We start from the raw sequence: 12,894 nt of genomic DNA, 5'->3' as shown, positions 1-12,894 counted from the left end.
GCGCCTCACGCCGGCTTGATCGTGTAGCCCACCGAGCGCACGGTGTGGATGAGCGGCGCGCCTAGCGCGTCGAGCTTCTTGCGCAGGTACGAGATGTAGATCTCGACGACGCCCGACCGGCCGCCGAAGTCGTACGACCACACGTTCTCGAGGATCTGCGCGCGCGTGAGCACGCGACGCTGGTTGCGCATGAGGTAGCGCAGCAGCTCGAACTCCTTCGCCGTGAGGCGGATCGTCTCGCCGGCCCGCGCGACCTCGTACGTCTCCTCGTCGAGCGTGAGGTCGCCGACGCGCAGCACCGAGTCGTGCTCGGGCTCGCCCACGCGCCGCTTGACCATGCCGCGCAGGCGGGCGACGACCTCGCGCAGGTCGAACGGCTTCGTCACGTAGTCGTCGCCGCCGGCGGTGATGCCGGCGATGCGGTCGTCGACGCCGTCCTTGGCCGTGAGGAACAGCACGGGCACGTCGTTGCCGCCGTCGCGCAGGCGCCGCAGCACCTCCATGCCGTCGAGGCCCGGCATCATCCAGTCGAGCACGACGACGTCGGGCTCGATCTCGCGCACGAGGTTGAGCGCCTCCTGCCCGTTCGACGCCACGCGCGCATCCCATCCCTCGGTGCCCAGCGCCATGCGCAGCAGGTCGGCGAGGTTCGGCTCGTCGTCGACGACGAGGGCGCGGATGGGGGATCCGTCGGCGCGGGTGAGGCGCTGCGGGGGCGTCGTGGGATCGGTCACGACGTCAGTCTGACGCGCCGCGCGCGTGCGCACCATGCGATCGGGCGCTTCCGAATGGACTCCGAATCGGGCTCTTGGCGTGCGTGAATGTGGCGCCGTTGCACTGGTCGCAGACGACGCAGCCGGACGACGCAGGGAGATGCGGACATGCTGAAGACGATTCGACGAACGGCCTGGGTGGCCTCCTCGATGCTCGTGGCGGGCCTCGTGCTCGCCGGATGCTCGACGGCGCAGGTCGCCGCGACCACGAGCACGAGCTCGACGGGCTCGAGCGAGACGACGACCACGACGACGACCGACGCGAGCACGACGGATGCGACGACGACGGCCGAGACGATCGCCGACACGTCGGCGGCGGTGGAGGCGTTCCTCGCGACGCTCACGGCCGAGCAGCGCGAGACCGTGCTGTACGACTACGACGACGAGACGAAGACGACCTCGTGGTCGAACTTCCCCGTCACGTTCGTGCAGCGCGCCGGGCTCGACCTCGACGACCTCACCGACGAGCAGCAGGCGGCCGCGATGGCGGTGCTCGAGGCGCTGCTGAGCGACGAGGCGTACGCGACGGTCACGGGCATCATGGGCGGCGACGAGTACCTGCTCGAGCACAGCTCCAGCACCGAGACCTCGCTCGGGCAGTACTACCTGGCGATCTTCGGCGACGCGACGAGCGGCACGGCGTACGAGGTGCAGTTCGGCGGCCACCACCTTGGCATCAACGCGACGCTCGACGCATCCGCCGACGCCATCACGTTCGCGCCGACGCACCTGGGCGTGCAGCCCGCCGTCTACACGGCGGCCGACGGCACCGAGGTGCAGCCGTTCGACGGCATCTACACCGACGCGTTCGCGTTCTTCGACAGCCTCACCGCCGAGCAGCAGGCGACGCTGACGTCGGGCGACGTCACGATGTGCGCGCCGGGCGACGAGTGCGACTTCGAGACCGGCTCGGGCCTCACGGGCGCCGACCTCACCGACGAGCAGCGCACGCTGCTGCTCGACCTGCTCGCGAACTGGGTCGGCATGGCCGACGAGCAGACGACGGCGGATGCGCTCGCCGCGATCGAGGCGACGCTCGACGACACGGTGATCGCGTGGTCGGGCGAGACGACGTACGACATGACGCAGGGCGACGGCATCTCGTTCTCGATCTCGGGGCCGAACGTGTACGTGGCGTTCCAGGCGCAGCAGGGCTCCGCGGGCGCCGACGTCGACGGCGTCACGACCTCGGGCTGGGGCCACGTGCACACCATCTACCGCGACCCGACGAACGACTACGCGAACAGCGTCGAGCAGCAGGCGGCGACGGGCGGCATGGGTGGCGTGCCGAGCGCGCCGTAGCCCCAAGAGACCGCTCCTTGAGGTGCGAACGCAGTGAGCCTCGAAAGGTGCCAACCGGCGACGGTGGGACCCTTCGAGGCTCGCTTCGCTCGCACCTCAGGGAGCGGAAGGGAGCACCCCCGACCAGCTGGGCCAGGGGCCTCCCGAAGACCGCTCCTCGAGGTGCGAACGCAGTGAGCCTCGAAGGATGCCGCCCGAAGGCTCACCTCACCGCTGCAACCCCGGGAACGCCCACACCCCCGACGCGCGCAGCAGGTCGCGGTAGATCACGAGCTGCTCCTGCGGCGTGACCTCGGCGGCCTCGTCGGCCGAGTCGTAGTCCATCGCGACGACGTTCGTGAGGTCGTCGCCCGTGACGTCGAGCCCCATGGCCGGGCCGAGGGAGTCGGCGACCTCGTCGAAGATCGTGATCGCGCGACGCATGTGCGATGCGCTCGAGATCACGGTGACGGTGTCGACGTCGTGGTCGGCAGCGAGCTGCAGCGAGAACAGCGCGTTCTCGACGGTGTCGGTCGCGAGGGCCTCCGGCACGATGCGGTCCTCGTCGACGCCCTGCTCGACGAGCCACTCGGTCATGGCGGTCGCCTCGGTCACGCCCTCCTGCGGCACGCCGCCCGTCACGATGAGCGTCGACTCCGGGTACTCCTCGGCAGCGTCGAGCGCGACCTCGAGCCGATCGATGAGCGTCTGCTCCATCGTGCCGTCGTCGGCGAGCGCATAGCCGAGCACCACGAATGCGTGGCCCTGCTCCGGCAGGTCGGCGGGCACGTCCTCGTTCAGGGTGAGCGAGGATGCGGCCGCCGCCGAGTCGAGGGCGGCGACGTCGTCGGCAGCCCGCTCGGCGTCGATGCGCTGCATCTCGGCGACGTGCTCGGCGGCGCCGGCGTCGTCGCCCGACGCGCTGCTGTAGGCGGCGGCGCGCAGGTGCGCGTCGTACGCATCCGGGTCGATCGCGAGGATGCCGTCGAGCGTCTCGAGCGACGCCTCGACGTCATCCTGCAGCAGCTGCGCAGAGGCGAGCCCGTACCGCAGGTCGAGGTCGTGCGGATCGATCTCGACCGCCTGGCGCATGGCCTCGGCGACGACGTCGTAGTCGCCGTGCAGCGTGACGCCCTGGAAGAACTCCTCCTCGGTCTCCGAGAGGTCGCCGCCGTTCCAGTAGTAGTGCATGGCGATGTCGGTGAGCGCGTCCACGCGCTCCGAGGTGGGCGAGGCGTTGTCGACGGCGTCGAACAGCTCCTCGACGGTGGGCTCGTCGCCGGCGGCGGGCTCGCTGCTGGCGGGATCGGTGCAGCCGACGAGCGCGATGGCGGTCGCCAAGACGATGGGCACGGCGACGGATGCGCGAAGGCCCCGCCTCCTTCGATCGATTCGGGTGATGGTCGAGCGCATGCTCGTCTCTCTTCCTCTTCGGGTCGGGTGGGCGGGGCCTCCACGCATGTCGGCTACCGCAGTCGCAGCTCCGCGTCGCCGCCGTTCAGCAGGATCACGGGCGTCACGGTCGGGTGGCCGGCGGCGCGGATCTTGGCGGCGTCGAACTCGAGCAGCGGGGTGCCCTCGGTGACCTCGTCGCCGACGGCGACGAGCGTCGTGAAGCCGTCGCCCTGCATCTGCACGGTGTCGATGCCGACGTGCACGAGCAGCTCGGTGCCGTCGCTCAGCACCATCGCGACCGCGTGGCCCGTGGGGAACACGTGCGCGACGGTGCCGTCGGCGGGCGCCACGACGACGCCACCGGTCGGCTCGATCGCGACGCCGGGGCCCATGATGCCCTCGGCGAAGGTCGCATCCGGCACCTCGGTCAGCGGCACGATGCGGCCCTCGACGGGCTGGCGCACCGTCACGACGGTCGCGGTCGCGACGCCACCCGCGGCGGGTGCGGCGGTCTCGACGACGGCCTCGACCTCCGCATCCGACGGCGGGGCGACGCGGCCGGCGATGAGGTCCTCCATCGCATCCTTCACGAACTGCACCTCGAGGCCGTAGATGACCTGCACCGACCTGCCACCGGGCTTCATGACGCCCGCGGCACCCGCGCGGCGGATGGCTGCGTCGTCGACCTTCGACACGTCGGCGATCTCCATGCGGAGGCGCGTGGCGCAGTTGTCGAGGTCGAGCACGTTGCCCTTGCCGCCGAGGCCGTCGAGGATGGCCGACGCCTGCGCGAGGAACTTCGACTGGCCGACGGCGCCCTCGACGCCGATCTCCTCGTCCTCGCGGCCGGGGGTCTTGAGGTCGAAGCGCTTGATGATGAAGTAGAACGCGACGAAGTAGATGAGGAACCACGCGACGCCCATGAGCAGCAGGATCCACGGGTTCTGCGCCATCGGGTTGACCCAGTTGAGCACGAGGTCGATGAAGCCGCCCGAGAAGCCGAAGCCCATGCGCACCGGCAGCGCGGCGGCGATGGCCATCGAGATGCCCGTGAACAGGGCGTGCAGCACGTACAGCGGCGGCGCGAGGAACATGAACGCGAACTCGAGCGGCTCGGTGACGCCCACGAAGAACGACGCGAACGCGGCCGAGATGAGGATGCCGGCGGTCACCTTGCGGCGCGTGGTCTTGGCCGTGAGGTACATCGCGAGGGCGGCGCCCGGCAGGCCGAACATCATGATCGGGAAGAAGCCCGACATGTACTGGCCGGTGACGCCGTAGGTGCCGGTGTTGTTGAGGAAGTTGCCGAGGTCGTTGATGCCGGCGACGTCGAACCAGAACACCGAGTTCAGCGCGTGGTGCAGACCCGTGGGGATGAGCAGGCGGTTGAAGAAGCCGTAGATGCCGGCGCCGACCGGGCCGAGGCCCAGCAGCAGCTCGCCGAAGCCGACGAGGCCGCCGAACACGATCGGCCAGACGAAGAACAGCACGAGTGCCACGACGAGCGAGGCGCCGGCCGTGACGATGGCGACGGAGCGCTTGCCCGAGAAGAACGACAGGGCCGTCGGCAGCTGCACGTCCTTGAAGCGGTCGAAGCACACTGCGCCGATGAGGCCGGCGAGGATGCCGATGAACGCGTTCTCGATGTTGCCGAACGCGGGGTTCGTGGCCTCGACGTCGACGCCGGTCAGCCCGGCGACGGTGTCGGGCGACAGCAGGCGCGTGATGACGAGGTAGGAGACGAGGCCAGCGAGGGCGGCGGTGCCGTCGGACTTCGACGCCATGCCGAACGCGACGCCGATGGCGAAGAGCAGCGGCAGGTTGTCGAGCAGCGCGCCACCTGCGGCGGCGAAGAATGCGGAGGCGACGTTCTCGCCTGCGGCGGTGGTGATCCAGTAGCCGATGCCGGACAGGATGGCTGCGACCGGCAGGACCGCGATGGGCAGCATGAGCGACTTGCCCAGCCTCTGGAAGAACTTCATGGTGCGACTCCATGGGGGACGGGAGAGGGATTGGGGGGACTCTACCCCTCATCGCTCATCTGGTCTAGACCACCGTGGTCGGTGGTCGTCCAGGCCTTGTCTCCTCGCCGGACTCGGCGGATGGTGGCGGCATGGCGAACGAGCACGAGCGACTGCAGGCATTCATCGGCGACTGGTCGGCGGAGGGCACGGCGTACGGCGCTGATGGCGACGGTGCGCCCTGGCGCAGCGTCCACTCTGCACGATGGCACTCCGGCGACCGGTTCGTCGTGCAGGACGAGCGCGCGAACGGACCGTTCGACACCCTCTCGTTCCTCGGCTGGGATCAAGAGCGCGAGACGTACTTCTCATGGAGCGTCGAGAACCACGGCTTCAATCGCGAGTACCTCGTGACGGTGGACGGCGACGAGTGGACGCTCACGGGCGAGCAGGAGCGCGCGACGATCACGTTCGCCGACGACGGCCGCACGCAGACGCACCACTGGGAGTTCCGGCCGGAGGGCGAGTGGATCACGCTCTGCGATCGCGTCGCGCATCGCGTGGACTGACGCTCGCGCGGCGCCTGCGTCAGCCGAGCGGCAGCGACAGGCGCTCGGCGAGCGGGAAGGTGAGCTCGTACCGATCGGCAGGGAACGTCACGCGCGAGAACTCCACGGGCACGCCATCGGACACCGCCGTGCGCGACAGTCGCAGCACCGGATACGTCGGCGCGATCTCGAGCACCGCGATCTCCTCGGGGCTCGGCAGCGCCGCCGTGACGACCTCCACCCCCTCCGTCGGCAGCAGGTCGAGGCGCTCGAGCAGCTCGTAGAGGCTGCCCTCGGCGGCCTCGCGATCGAGCTGCGGCACGAGCGACACCGGCAGCCACGCATCCTCGAGCGCGAGCGGGCGGTCGTCGCCGAGGCGCAGCCTGCGCAGGTGCACGGTCTCGGCGTCGTCGTCGAGCTGCAGGTGCGCCGACACCTCCGCCGGCCGCTCGGTGCTGCGCACGTACGACAGCACGCGCGTCTCGGGCCGCATGCCGTGCTCGCGCACGGCGCTCGCGAACGACCGCAGCCGCACCTGCAGCGACACGGGCGGCGCGAGCCGCTCGGTGCCGACGCCGCGTCGCGTGCGCACGAGGCCCTCGCGCTCGAGCACGTCGATCGCGGCGCGCACCGTCATGCGTGCGACGCCCAGCTGCGAGGCGAGCGCGCGCTCGGCCGGCAGCAGCTCGCCGGGCGCGAGCCCCTGCGCGAGGGCGCGCACGCCCTCGAGCGCCGTCGCCCCGCTGTCCCGTGCCATGGCATCCAGCATCCCACCCGACCCTGCGGATGCGGATGGCGCGTGACGCCGGGCGTCGCTCAGGCGCGCAGGGGGAGGGTGGCGAGCGCGAGCTCGCCGATCGCCGCGACCTCGCCGGCGGAGCCGCCGTCGCGCGCTCGAGTCGACATGCCGCCGAGCACTGCGAGTACGAGGTCGGCGGTGCCGTGCGCGTCGGTGCTTGCCGGCACGTCGCCCTCGGCGATGCCGCGCTCGATGCGCGCGGCGATGCGGCTCGCCATGTCGCGTCGGCGATCGGCGAGGCGCGGCTCGGTGAGCACGAAGCAGCCCTGCGGGGTGTCGGGATCGGTGTACGCGGTCATGCAGCCGCGCAGGATGCTCGCGATCGCGTCGCTCGTGGACTCGTGCGACAGCTGCCGCTCGAGCTCGGCGGTCGCCGAGTCGGCGTAGCACGCGGCGGCCTCGGCGAACAGGCGGTCCTTGTCGCCGAACGCGGCGTAGAGGCTCGGCGCCGAGATGCCCATGGCCTTCGTGAGCGTGGCGACGGTGGTCTCGTCGTAGCCGTCGCGCCAGAAGCCGCGCACGGCGACGTCGAGCGCGTCGTCGCGATCGAATCCTCTGGGCCTGCCTGCCATGCGCCCATTCTATAACGCTCGCTACGCAATGTGCTAGCGTCGCCGACGTCCGTTCCATAACGAACGCTACAGAAAGGTCCATCGTGCAGATCCGAGAGTCCGTCGCCGTCGTCACCGGAGCCAACCGGGGCATCGGCGCAGAGTTCGTCCGCCAGCTGCTCGAGCGCGGCGCCACCACGGTCTACGCCGGCGCTCGCGACGCATCCGCCATCGCCGTCGACGACCCGCGCGTCGTGCCCGTGACGCTCGACGTCACCGATCCCGACCAGGTCGCCGCCGTCGCCGCGCTCGCGACCGACGCGACCCTCGTCGTCAACAACGCCGGCATCGCAGCGCCCGTGCCGCTCGTCACCGGCGACCTCGCCGACATCCGCAGCCAGCTCGAGACCAACGCGTTCGGCCCGCTGCACATGGCGCGCGCGTTCGCGCCGACGCTCGCCGCGGCAGGCGGCGGCGCGATCCTCAACGTGCTGTCGGCATCGTCGTGGGTCGCGTTCCCCGGCGGCACCACCTACGGCGTCTCGAAGGCGGCCGCATGGAGCCTCACCGACGGGCTCCGCAACGAGCTCGCCGAGCAGGGCACCCAGGTCGTCGCGCTGCACATGGGCCTCGTGGACACCGACATGTCGAGGAGCCTCCCCGGCGACCGCATCCCGGTCTCGCAGGTCGTGACCGCGGCCCTCGACGGCCTCGAGCGCGGCGACGCCGAGGTGCTCGCCGACGAGCCCGCCAAGGTCGCGAAGGCGAGCCTCGCGCTCGAGCCCACCGCGCGCTACGCGCAGCTGCTCGCCGCGTTCGCCTGACGCGCTCGGGCTGCGGGGCGATGGCCTCGCAGCCCGCGGTCACGCGCGACATGGGACCATGGATGCAGACCTCGCCGCTGCAACGGTGCATGCGCATCCGCGGGCCTCGCGCCCATCGACCGCATCCAGGAGCACCTGCGCATGACGACCACCGAGTCCATCCCGACCGTCGCCCACCCGTTCGACGACGCCGACATCCGGCTCATCGTGAGCGACATGGACGGCACGCTGCTCGACGAGCACGGCACCGTGCCCGACCGGCTCTGGGGCCAGCTCGAGCGGCTGCGCGAGCGCGGCATCGTCTTCGCCCCGGCGAGCGGACGCCAGTACGCGTCGCTGCACAGCCTGTTCGAGCAGGCGATCGACGGCATGTGCGTCATCGCCGAGAACGGCTCGATCGTGATGCAGGACGGCGAGGAGCTGTCGTCGGTGACGATCGAGCGGGATGGCGCGGCCGCGATCGTGCGCACGCTGCGCCAGCTCGCCGCCGACGGCGCCGACCTCGGCATCGTGCTGTGCGGCAAGCGCGGCGCCGTCGTGGAGCGCGCCGACGAGCGATTCCTCGAGGCTGCCGGCCAGTACTTCGCGGCCATCGAGGTCGTCGACGACCTGCTCGAGCACGACGACGACATCCTCAAGCTCGCCGTCATCGACTTCCACGACCCCGTCGCCGTCGCCGCGGGCCTCGCCGCGTTCTCGGCGACCCACCAGATCGTCGTGTCGAGCGAGCGCTGGGTCGACATCATGTCCCGCTCGATCGACAAGGGCGTCGCGGTGCGCGCGCTGCAGGAGCGCCTCGGCATCACGCCCGCGCAGACGGCGGTGTTCGGCGACTACCTCAACGACCTGCAGATGATGGATGCGGCCGAGCACTCGTTCGCGATGGCGAACGCGCACCCGACGGTGCGCGCCCGCGCCCGCCACACGGCCCGTTCGAACCGCGAGCACGGCGTCGTCGACGCGATCGAGCGGCTGCTCGCGCGCTGACGCGCAGACCTCTGTCGGTTGCGTTTTGCAGGCGATCAGGGGGGTCAGAGGGGTATCTTCCCTCCGCCACCCCGGATCGCCTGCAAAACGCAACACGAAGCGAGCCCCGGACGCGACGAAGGGCCCCGACCTCACAGGTCGGGGCCCTTCGCGCATCCGTCAGTCCTTCGCGGGTGCCGAGCGCACCTCCGCCGCCGCGAGCTCCGCGGTCGTCGGGTGCGCCCGCCGGCCGGCGTCGCGCTCGAGGCTCGAGCCCTCCACGTCGACGTTCGGCAGGATGCGGTCGAGCCAGCGGGGGATCCACCACGCCGACCGACCCAGCAGGTGCATCGCCGCGGGGATGAGCACCATGCGCACGACGAACGCGTCGAAGAGCACGCCGATCGCGAGGCCGAAGCCGAAGGGTCGCACCATCGACATGTGCGAGAACACGAAGCCGCCGAAGACGGAGATCATGATGATCGCCGCCGCCGTGACGACGGGTGCGCCGTTCCGCAGGCCCGCCACGACCGCCTCCTTCGCCCGCGATCCGTGCACGAACGCCTCGCGCATGCCCGACACGAGGAACAGCTGGTAGTCCATCGCGAGGCCGAACAGCACGCCCGTGATGACGACGGGCGCGAAGCTCAGCACGGGGCCGGGGTCGTGCACGCCGAACAGGTCGCCGAGCCAGCCCCACTGGTAGACGGCCGTCACGGCGCCCAGCGCCGCGAAGAGCGAGAGCGCGAACCCTGCGGTCGCGACGAGCGGCACGAGGATCGAGCGGAACACGACGAGCAGGATGAGGAACGACAGGCCGATGACGATGGCCACGTACGTGGGCAGCGCGTCGCCGATCGTCTCGGACAGGTCGATGTTGCCGCTCGCCGTGCCCGCGACGCCGTAGGACTCGACGCCGTCGATGGGCGTGAGGTCGCGCAGCGCGTGCACGAGCTGCTCGGTCGAGACGCTCGCGGGACCCTCGGCGGGCATGAGCTGGAAGACGAGGAAGTCGTCGTCCTCGCCGACGCCCACGGGCGCGACGGCCTCGACGTCGGCCACGCCGAGCAGCTGCTCGGCGACGTCGGCCTGCCAGACCACGACCTCGTCGTCGGCCATGGGCGCATCCAGGCGCGCCGACACGACGAGCGGACCGTTGAGGCCCTCGCCGAACTCCTCGGCGGTCGTCTGGTAGGCGGCGTACTGCGTCGAGTCCTGCGGCTCGGCCGAGCCGTCGGGCAGGCCGAGGCGCATCGACAGCGCCGGGATGGCGATGACGGCGAGCGCCGCGATCGCGAGGGCGACGCGCAGCACGGCGAGGCCCGAGCGCATGGGCTTCGGATGCTCGGCCGCGACGGGCGCCGACTGGGCGGCCTGCGCTGCGGCGCGCTCCTTGCGCGTGAGCACCTTCATGCCGATGAGGGACAGCGCCGCCGGCGTGAGGGACACGGCGATGAGCACGGCCACGGCGACGCACCATGCGCCGACGGATCCCATGACGCCGAGGAAGCCGATGCCCGTGACGTTGAGCGCGAGCAGCGCGATGACGACGGTCGAGCCCGCGAACACGACGGCGGTGCCGGAGGTGCCGTTGGCCAGCGCGATCGATTCGCGCACGTCGAGGCCGCGCCGCAGCTGCGTACGGTGCCTGTTGACGATGAACAGCGTGTAGTCGATGCCCACCGCGAGGCCCAGCATGACGCCGAGCACGGGCGTGATCGAGGTCATCTCGACGACGCCGGAGAGGGCGAGCGCGGTGGTGACGCCGACGCCGATGCCGATGAGCGACGCGACGATCGGCAGCATCGCGGGCAGCAGGGCGCGCAGCATGACGAGCAGCACGATCGCGGCGACGACGACGCCGATGATCTCGGCGGGGCCGACGAGGTCGGAGACGTTGGTCGTGAGCTCGGCGGAGGCGTCGACGGTGACGCCGTCGATGTCGGCGCCCTCGATGGTCTCGACGATGGCGGCCTTGTCCTCCGCCGGCACCTCGTAGGCGCTGGTCGAGAACTGGATGATGCCGATGGCGGCGCTGTCGTCGGCCGCGACGAACTGCAGCGCGTCGGCGGCATCGAGCAGGGTCCGGCCCGCCTCGAGCTGTGCGGCGCCCGCGTCGAGGTCGGCCTGACCCTGGTCGAGCTGCGCCTGCTGGTCGTCGAGCTGCTGCTGGCCGGCGTCGAGCAGCGCCGCCTGCTGCTGCAGCTGCGCCTCGGCCGGCGTGCCTGCCGCCTGCGCGAGCGCTGCCTCGAGCTGCTCGCGGCTCGCGTCGAGCTCGGCCTGGCCGGCGTCGAGCTGCGCCTGCCCGGCATCCAGCTGCTGCTGGCCCGCCTCGGCCTCGGCAGCGGATGCGTCGAGCTGCGCGGCCTGGTCGGCGCGCTGCTGCTGCGTGTCGAAGGGGTCGACGGTCGTCTCGACGGTGTCGACGTCGCCGATCTCGGCGAGCAGGTCGGCGATGCCGGTGCGCTGCTCGTCGGTGAACGCCGAGCCGTCGTCGGTCGAGAAGACGACGTTGGCGGTGCCGGTGCTCTGGCCGCCGAGCTCGTCGGCGATCTCGTCGCCCACGACCTGCGTCTGCGTGCCGGGGATCGTGACGTTGGTCGCGAGGGTGCCGCCGAAGGCGAGGAACGCGGCGATGCCGCCGCCGAGCAGCACGACCCACGCGACGATCACGACCCAGGCGCGGCGGGCTGCGAAGCGCCCCAGGCGGGCGAGGAGGAGTGCCATGGATGCCTTTCGACGGCGAGGCGGATGCGAGGGGCACGACGTCGGGCCGAGTCGAGCGTAACCGACACCTGTCGGAAAAGCGACACGTGTCGGATTCGACATGGCAGACTCATGGCATGGATCCGCGGATCGCGCGCACGCGCCAGAGCCTGCAGCAGGCACTGCTCGCCCTCGCGCGCGAGGAGTCGCTCGACGCGATCTCGGTCGCCGACATCGCCGCCCGCGCCGGCGTGCACCGCTCGAGCTTCTACCAGCACTACGCCGACAAGGAGACGCTGCTCGCCGACGCGATCGATGCGACGGTCGACGAGGCGGCGGAGCGCTCGCTCGCCACGGGCCTCGCGAGCGGCGCCGTCGCCCCCGACGAGCAGCAGATCCTGCGCACGCTCGAGGTGTTCCTCGAGCACGCGAGCGCCAACGCATCCCTCTTCCGCCGCGTGCTCGGGCCGCACGGCTCGGCGCTCGCGACGGCGCGCATGCGCGACCGCATCGACGGCATCGTGCGCGAGGGCATCGAGCACGCCCGCGAGTCGGGCGCAGTGCCTGCCAACGACGTGCCCGTCGACCTCGAGGTCGCGGCGGTGTCTGGCGCGGCGATCGCAGCGGTCGGGCAATGGCTGCACATGCGCCCCAGGCCCGCGCCGACGCAGGCCGCAGCGTGGATCTGGACGCTGCTCTCGACCTCGCTCATCCCCGTCCACCCGTAGGGACGCCAAGTCTCCACGTGGACTGGAGGTGGATTTCCCCACACAAGGTGTGGAAACGGAAATCGCCGGTCAGAGGCCGATAGTCGCGCTTCCGCCGGAAAGTCACCACAGGTTTCTCCACAGGCTGGGATGTGCTGTGGGTGGTTCCGTCCACAGTTGTCCACACGTCATCCACAGGCGCACCGCGTGTCGTCAACAGGCCGGGCTTGGCGACGCGCGCGCGGTGCTCCTATGGTGACGAGGTTCGTGTGGATCGTGGGGCAACGGGAGGCGCAGTGACGAACGTCGCAGAGCTCGGCACCGAGGAGTATCGACGCGATCGCACCCCGCCGCACGACGTGCTCGCCGAGCAGTCCGCGCTG

General features: G+C 71.1%; 11 protein-coding genes. 5 read left to right on the top strand and 6 right to left on the bottom strand.

Features of this window, described 5'->3' with window-relative positions; genetic code table 11:
• Positions 1–5 precede the first annotated feature (5 nt).
• Positions 6–770 (bottom strand): response regulator transcription factor, encoded by a 765-nt coding sequence (locus BLQ67_RS07795; RefSeq protein ID WP_092503956.1) that lies wholly within the window; start codon positions 768–770, stop codon positions 6–8.
• Between the two features lie 111 nt (positions 771–881).
• Here BLQ67_RS07795 and BLQ67_RS07790 point away from each other — a divergent pair, with 111 nt between their 5' ends.
• Entirely contained in the window at positions 882–2,075 is a 1,194-nt protein-coding gene (locus BLQ67_RS07790; protein ID WP_092503954.1) for a DUF3500 domain-containing protein, read from the top strand.
• A 207-nt stretch (positions 2,076–2,282) separates the two neighbouring features.
• On the opposite strand, the gene BLQ67_RS07785 is transcribed toward BLQ67_RS07790, so the two are convergent.
• The gene (locus BLQ67_RS07785; protein ID WP_157674726.1) at positions 2,283–3,407 is read right to left on the bottom strand and encodes an ElyC/SanA/YdcF family protein; all 1,125 of its coding nucleotides are present in this window, start codon (positions 3,405–3,407) and stop codon (positions 2,283–2,285) included.
• Positions 3,408–3,520: 113 nt separating this feature from the next.
• Complete coding sequence (gene nagE / locus BLQ67_RS07780) at positions 3,521–5,431, bottom strand: N-acetylglucosamine-specific PTS transporter subunit IIBC (RefSeq protein ID WP_092503950.1); 1,911 nt, start codon at positions 5,429–5,431, stop codon at positions 3,521–3,523.
• Positions 5,432–5,562: 131 nt separating this feature from the next.
• On the opposite strand from nagE, the gene BLQ67_RS07775 reads away from it, so the two are divergent.
• Positions 5,563–5,979 (top strand): DUF1579 family protein, encoded by a 417-nt coding sequence (locus BLQ67_RS07775; RefSeq protein ID WP_092503948.1) that lies wholly within the window; start codon positions 5,563–5,565, stop codon positions 5,977–5,979.
• A 19-nt stretch (positions 5,980–5,998) separates the two neighbouring features.
• Here BLQ67_RS07775 and BLQ67_RS07770 read toward each other — a convergent pair whose 3' ends face one another.
• The gene (locus BLQ67_RS07770; protein ID WP_172802273.1) at positions 5,999–6,715 is read right to left on the bottom strand and encodes a GntR family transcriptional regulator; all 717 of its coding nucleotides are present in this window, start codon (positions 6,713–6,715) and stop codon (positions 5,999–6,001) included.
• 59 nt (positions 6,716–6,774) lie between these two features.
• On the bottom strand, positions 6,775–7,329 hold the full coding sequence (locus tag BLQ67_RS07765) for a TetR/AcrR family transcriptional regulator (RefSeq protein ID WP_092503944.1): 555 nt from the start codon (positions 7,327–7,329) through the stop codon (positions 6,775–6,777).
• A gap of 83 nt (positions 7,330–7,412) precedes the next feature.
• Between BLQ67_RS07765 and BLQ67_RS07760 the strand changes: the two genes are divergently transcribed.
• A complete protein-coding gene (locus tag BLQ67_RS07760; protein WP_092503942.1) occupies positions 7,413–8,132 on the top strand; it encodes an SDR family oxidoreductase in 720 nt (239 codons plus the stop codon).
• Between the two features lie 141 nt (positions 8,133–8,273).
• Complete coding sequence (locus BLQ67_RS07755) at positions 8,274–9,119, top strand: HAD family hydrolase (protein ID WP_092503940.1); 846 nt, start codon at positions 8,274–8,276, stop codon at positions 9,117–9,119.
• Positions 9,120–9,278: 159 nt separating this feature from the next.
• Here BLQ67_RS07755 and BLQ67_RS07750 read toward each other — a convergent pair whose 3' ends face one another.
• Positions 9,279–11,825, bottom strand: coding sequence for an MMPL family transporter (locus tag BLQ67_RS07750; RefSeq protein WP_092503938.1), 2,547 nt, complete (start codon positions 11,823–11,825; stop codon positions 9,279–9,281).
• Between the two features lie 116 nt (positions 11,826–11,941).
• Here BLQ67_RS07750 and BLQ67_RS07745 point away from each other — a divergent pair, with 116 nt between their 5' ends.
• On the top strand, positions 11,942–12,532 hold the full coding sequence (locus tag BLQ67_RS07745) for a TetR/AcrR family transcriptional regulator (protein WP_172802272.1): 591 nt from the start codon (positions 11,942–11,944) through the stop codon (positions 12,530–12,532).
• The last annotated feature ends 362 nt before the right edge of the window (positions 12,533–12,894 follow it).

It is taken from the genome of Agrococcus jejuensis, from assembly GCF_900099705.1.
Taxonomy (GTDB): domain Bacteria; phylum Actinomycetota; class Actinomycetes; order Actinomycetales; family Microbacteriaceae; genus Agrococcus; species Agrococcus jejuensis.
Note: the sequence above shows the minus strand (reverse complement) of the source record. Positions and strands in the feature narration are given on the sequence as shown.

Coding starts and splice junctions, on each gene's coding strand:
- BLQ67_RS07745 (WP_172802272.1), top strand. CDS start 11,942: ATGGATCCGCGGATCGCGCGCACGCGCCAGAGCCTGCAGCAGGCACTG.
- BLQ67_RS07790 (WP_092503954.1), top strand. CDS start 882: ATGCTGAAGACGATTCGACGAACGGCCTGGGTGGCCTCCTCGATGCTC.
- BLQ67_RS07765 (WP_092503944.1), bottom strand. CDS start 7,329: ATGGCAGGCAGGCCCAGAGGATTCGATCGCGACGACGCGCTCGACGTC.
- BLQ67_RS07770 (WP_172802273.1), bottom strand. CDS start 6,715: ATGGCACGGGACAGCGGGGCGACGGCGCTCGAGGGCGTGCGCGCCCTC.
- nagE (WP_092503950.1), bottom strand. CDS start 5,431: ATGAAGTTCTTCCAGAGGCTGGGCAAGTCGCTCATGCTGCCCATCGCG.
- BLQ67_RS07755 (WP_092503940.1), top strand. CDS start 8,274: ATGACGACCACCGAGTCCATCCCGACCGTCGCCCACCCGTTCGACGAC.
- BLQ67_RS07775 (WP_092503948.1), top strand. CDS start 5,563: ATGGCGAACGAGCACGAGCGACTGCAGGCATTCATCGGCGACTGGTCG.
- BLQ67_RS07750 (WP_092503938.1), bottom strand. CDS start 11,825: ATGGCACTCCTCCTCGCCCGCCTGGGGCGCTTCGCAGCCCGCCGCGCC.
- BLQ67_RS07795 (WP_092503956.1), bottom strand. CDS start 770: ATGGTGCGCACGCGCGCGGCGCGTCAGACTGACGTCGTGACCGATCCC.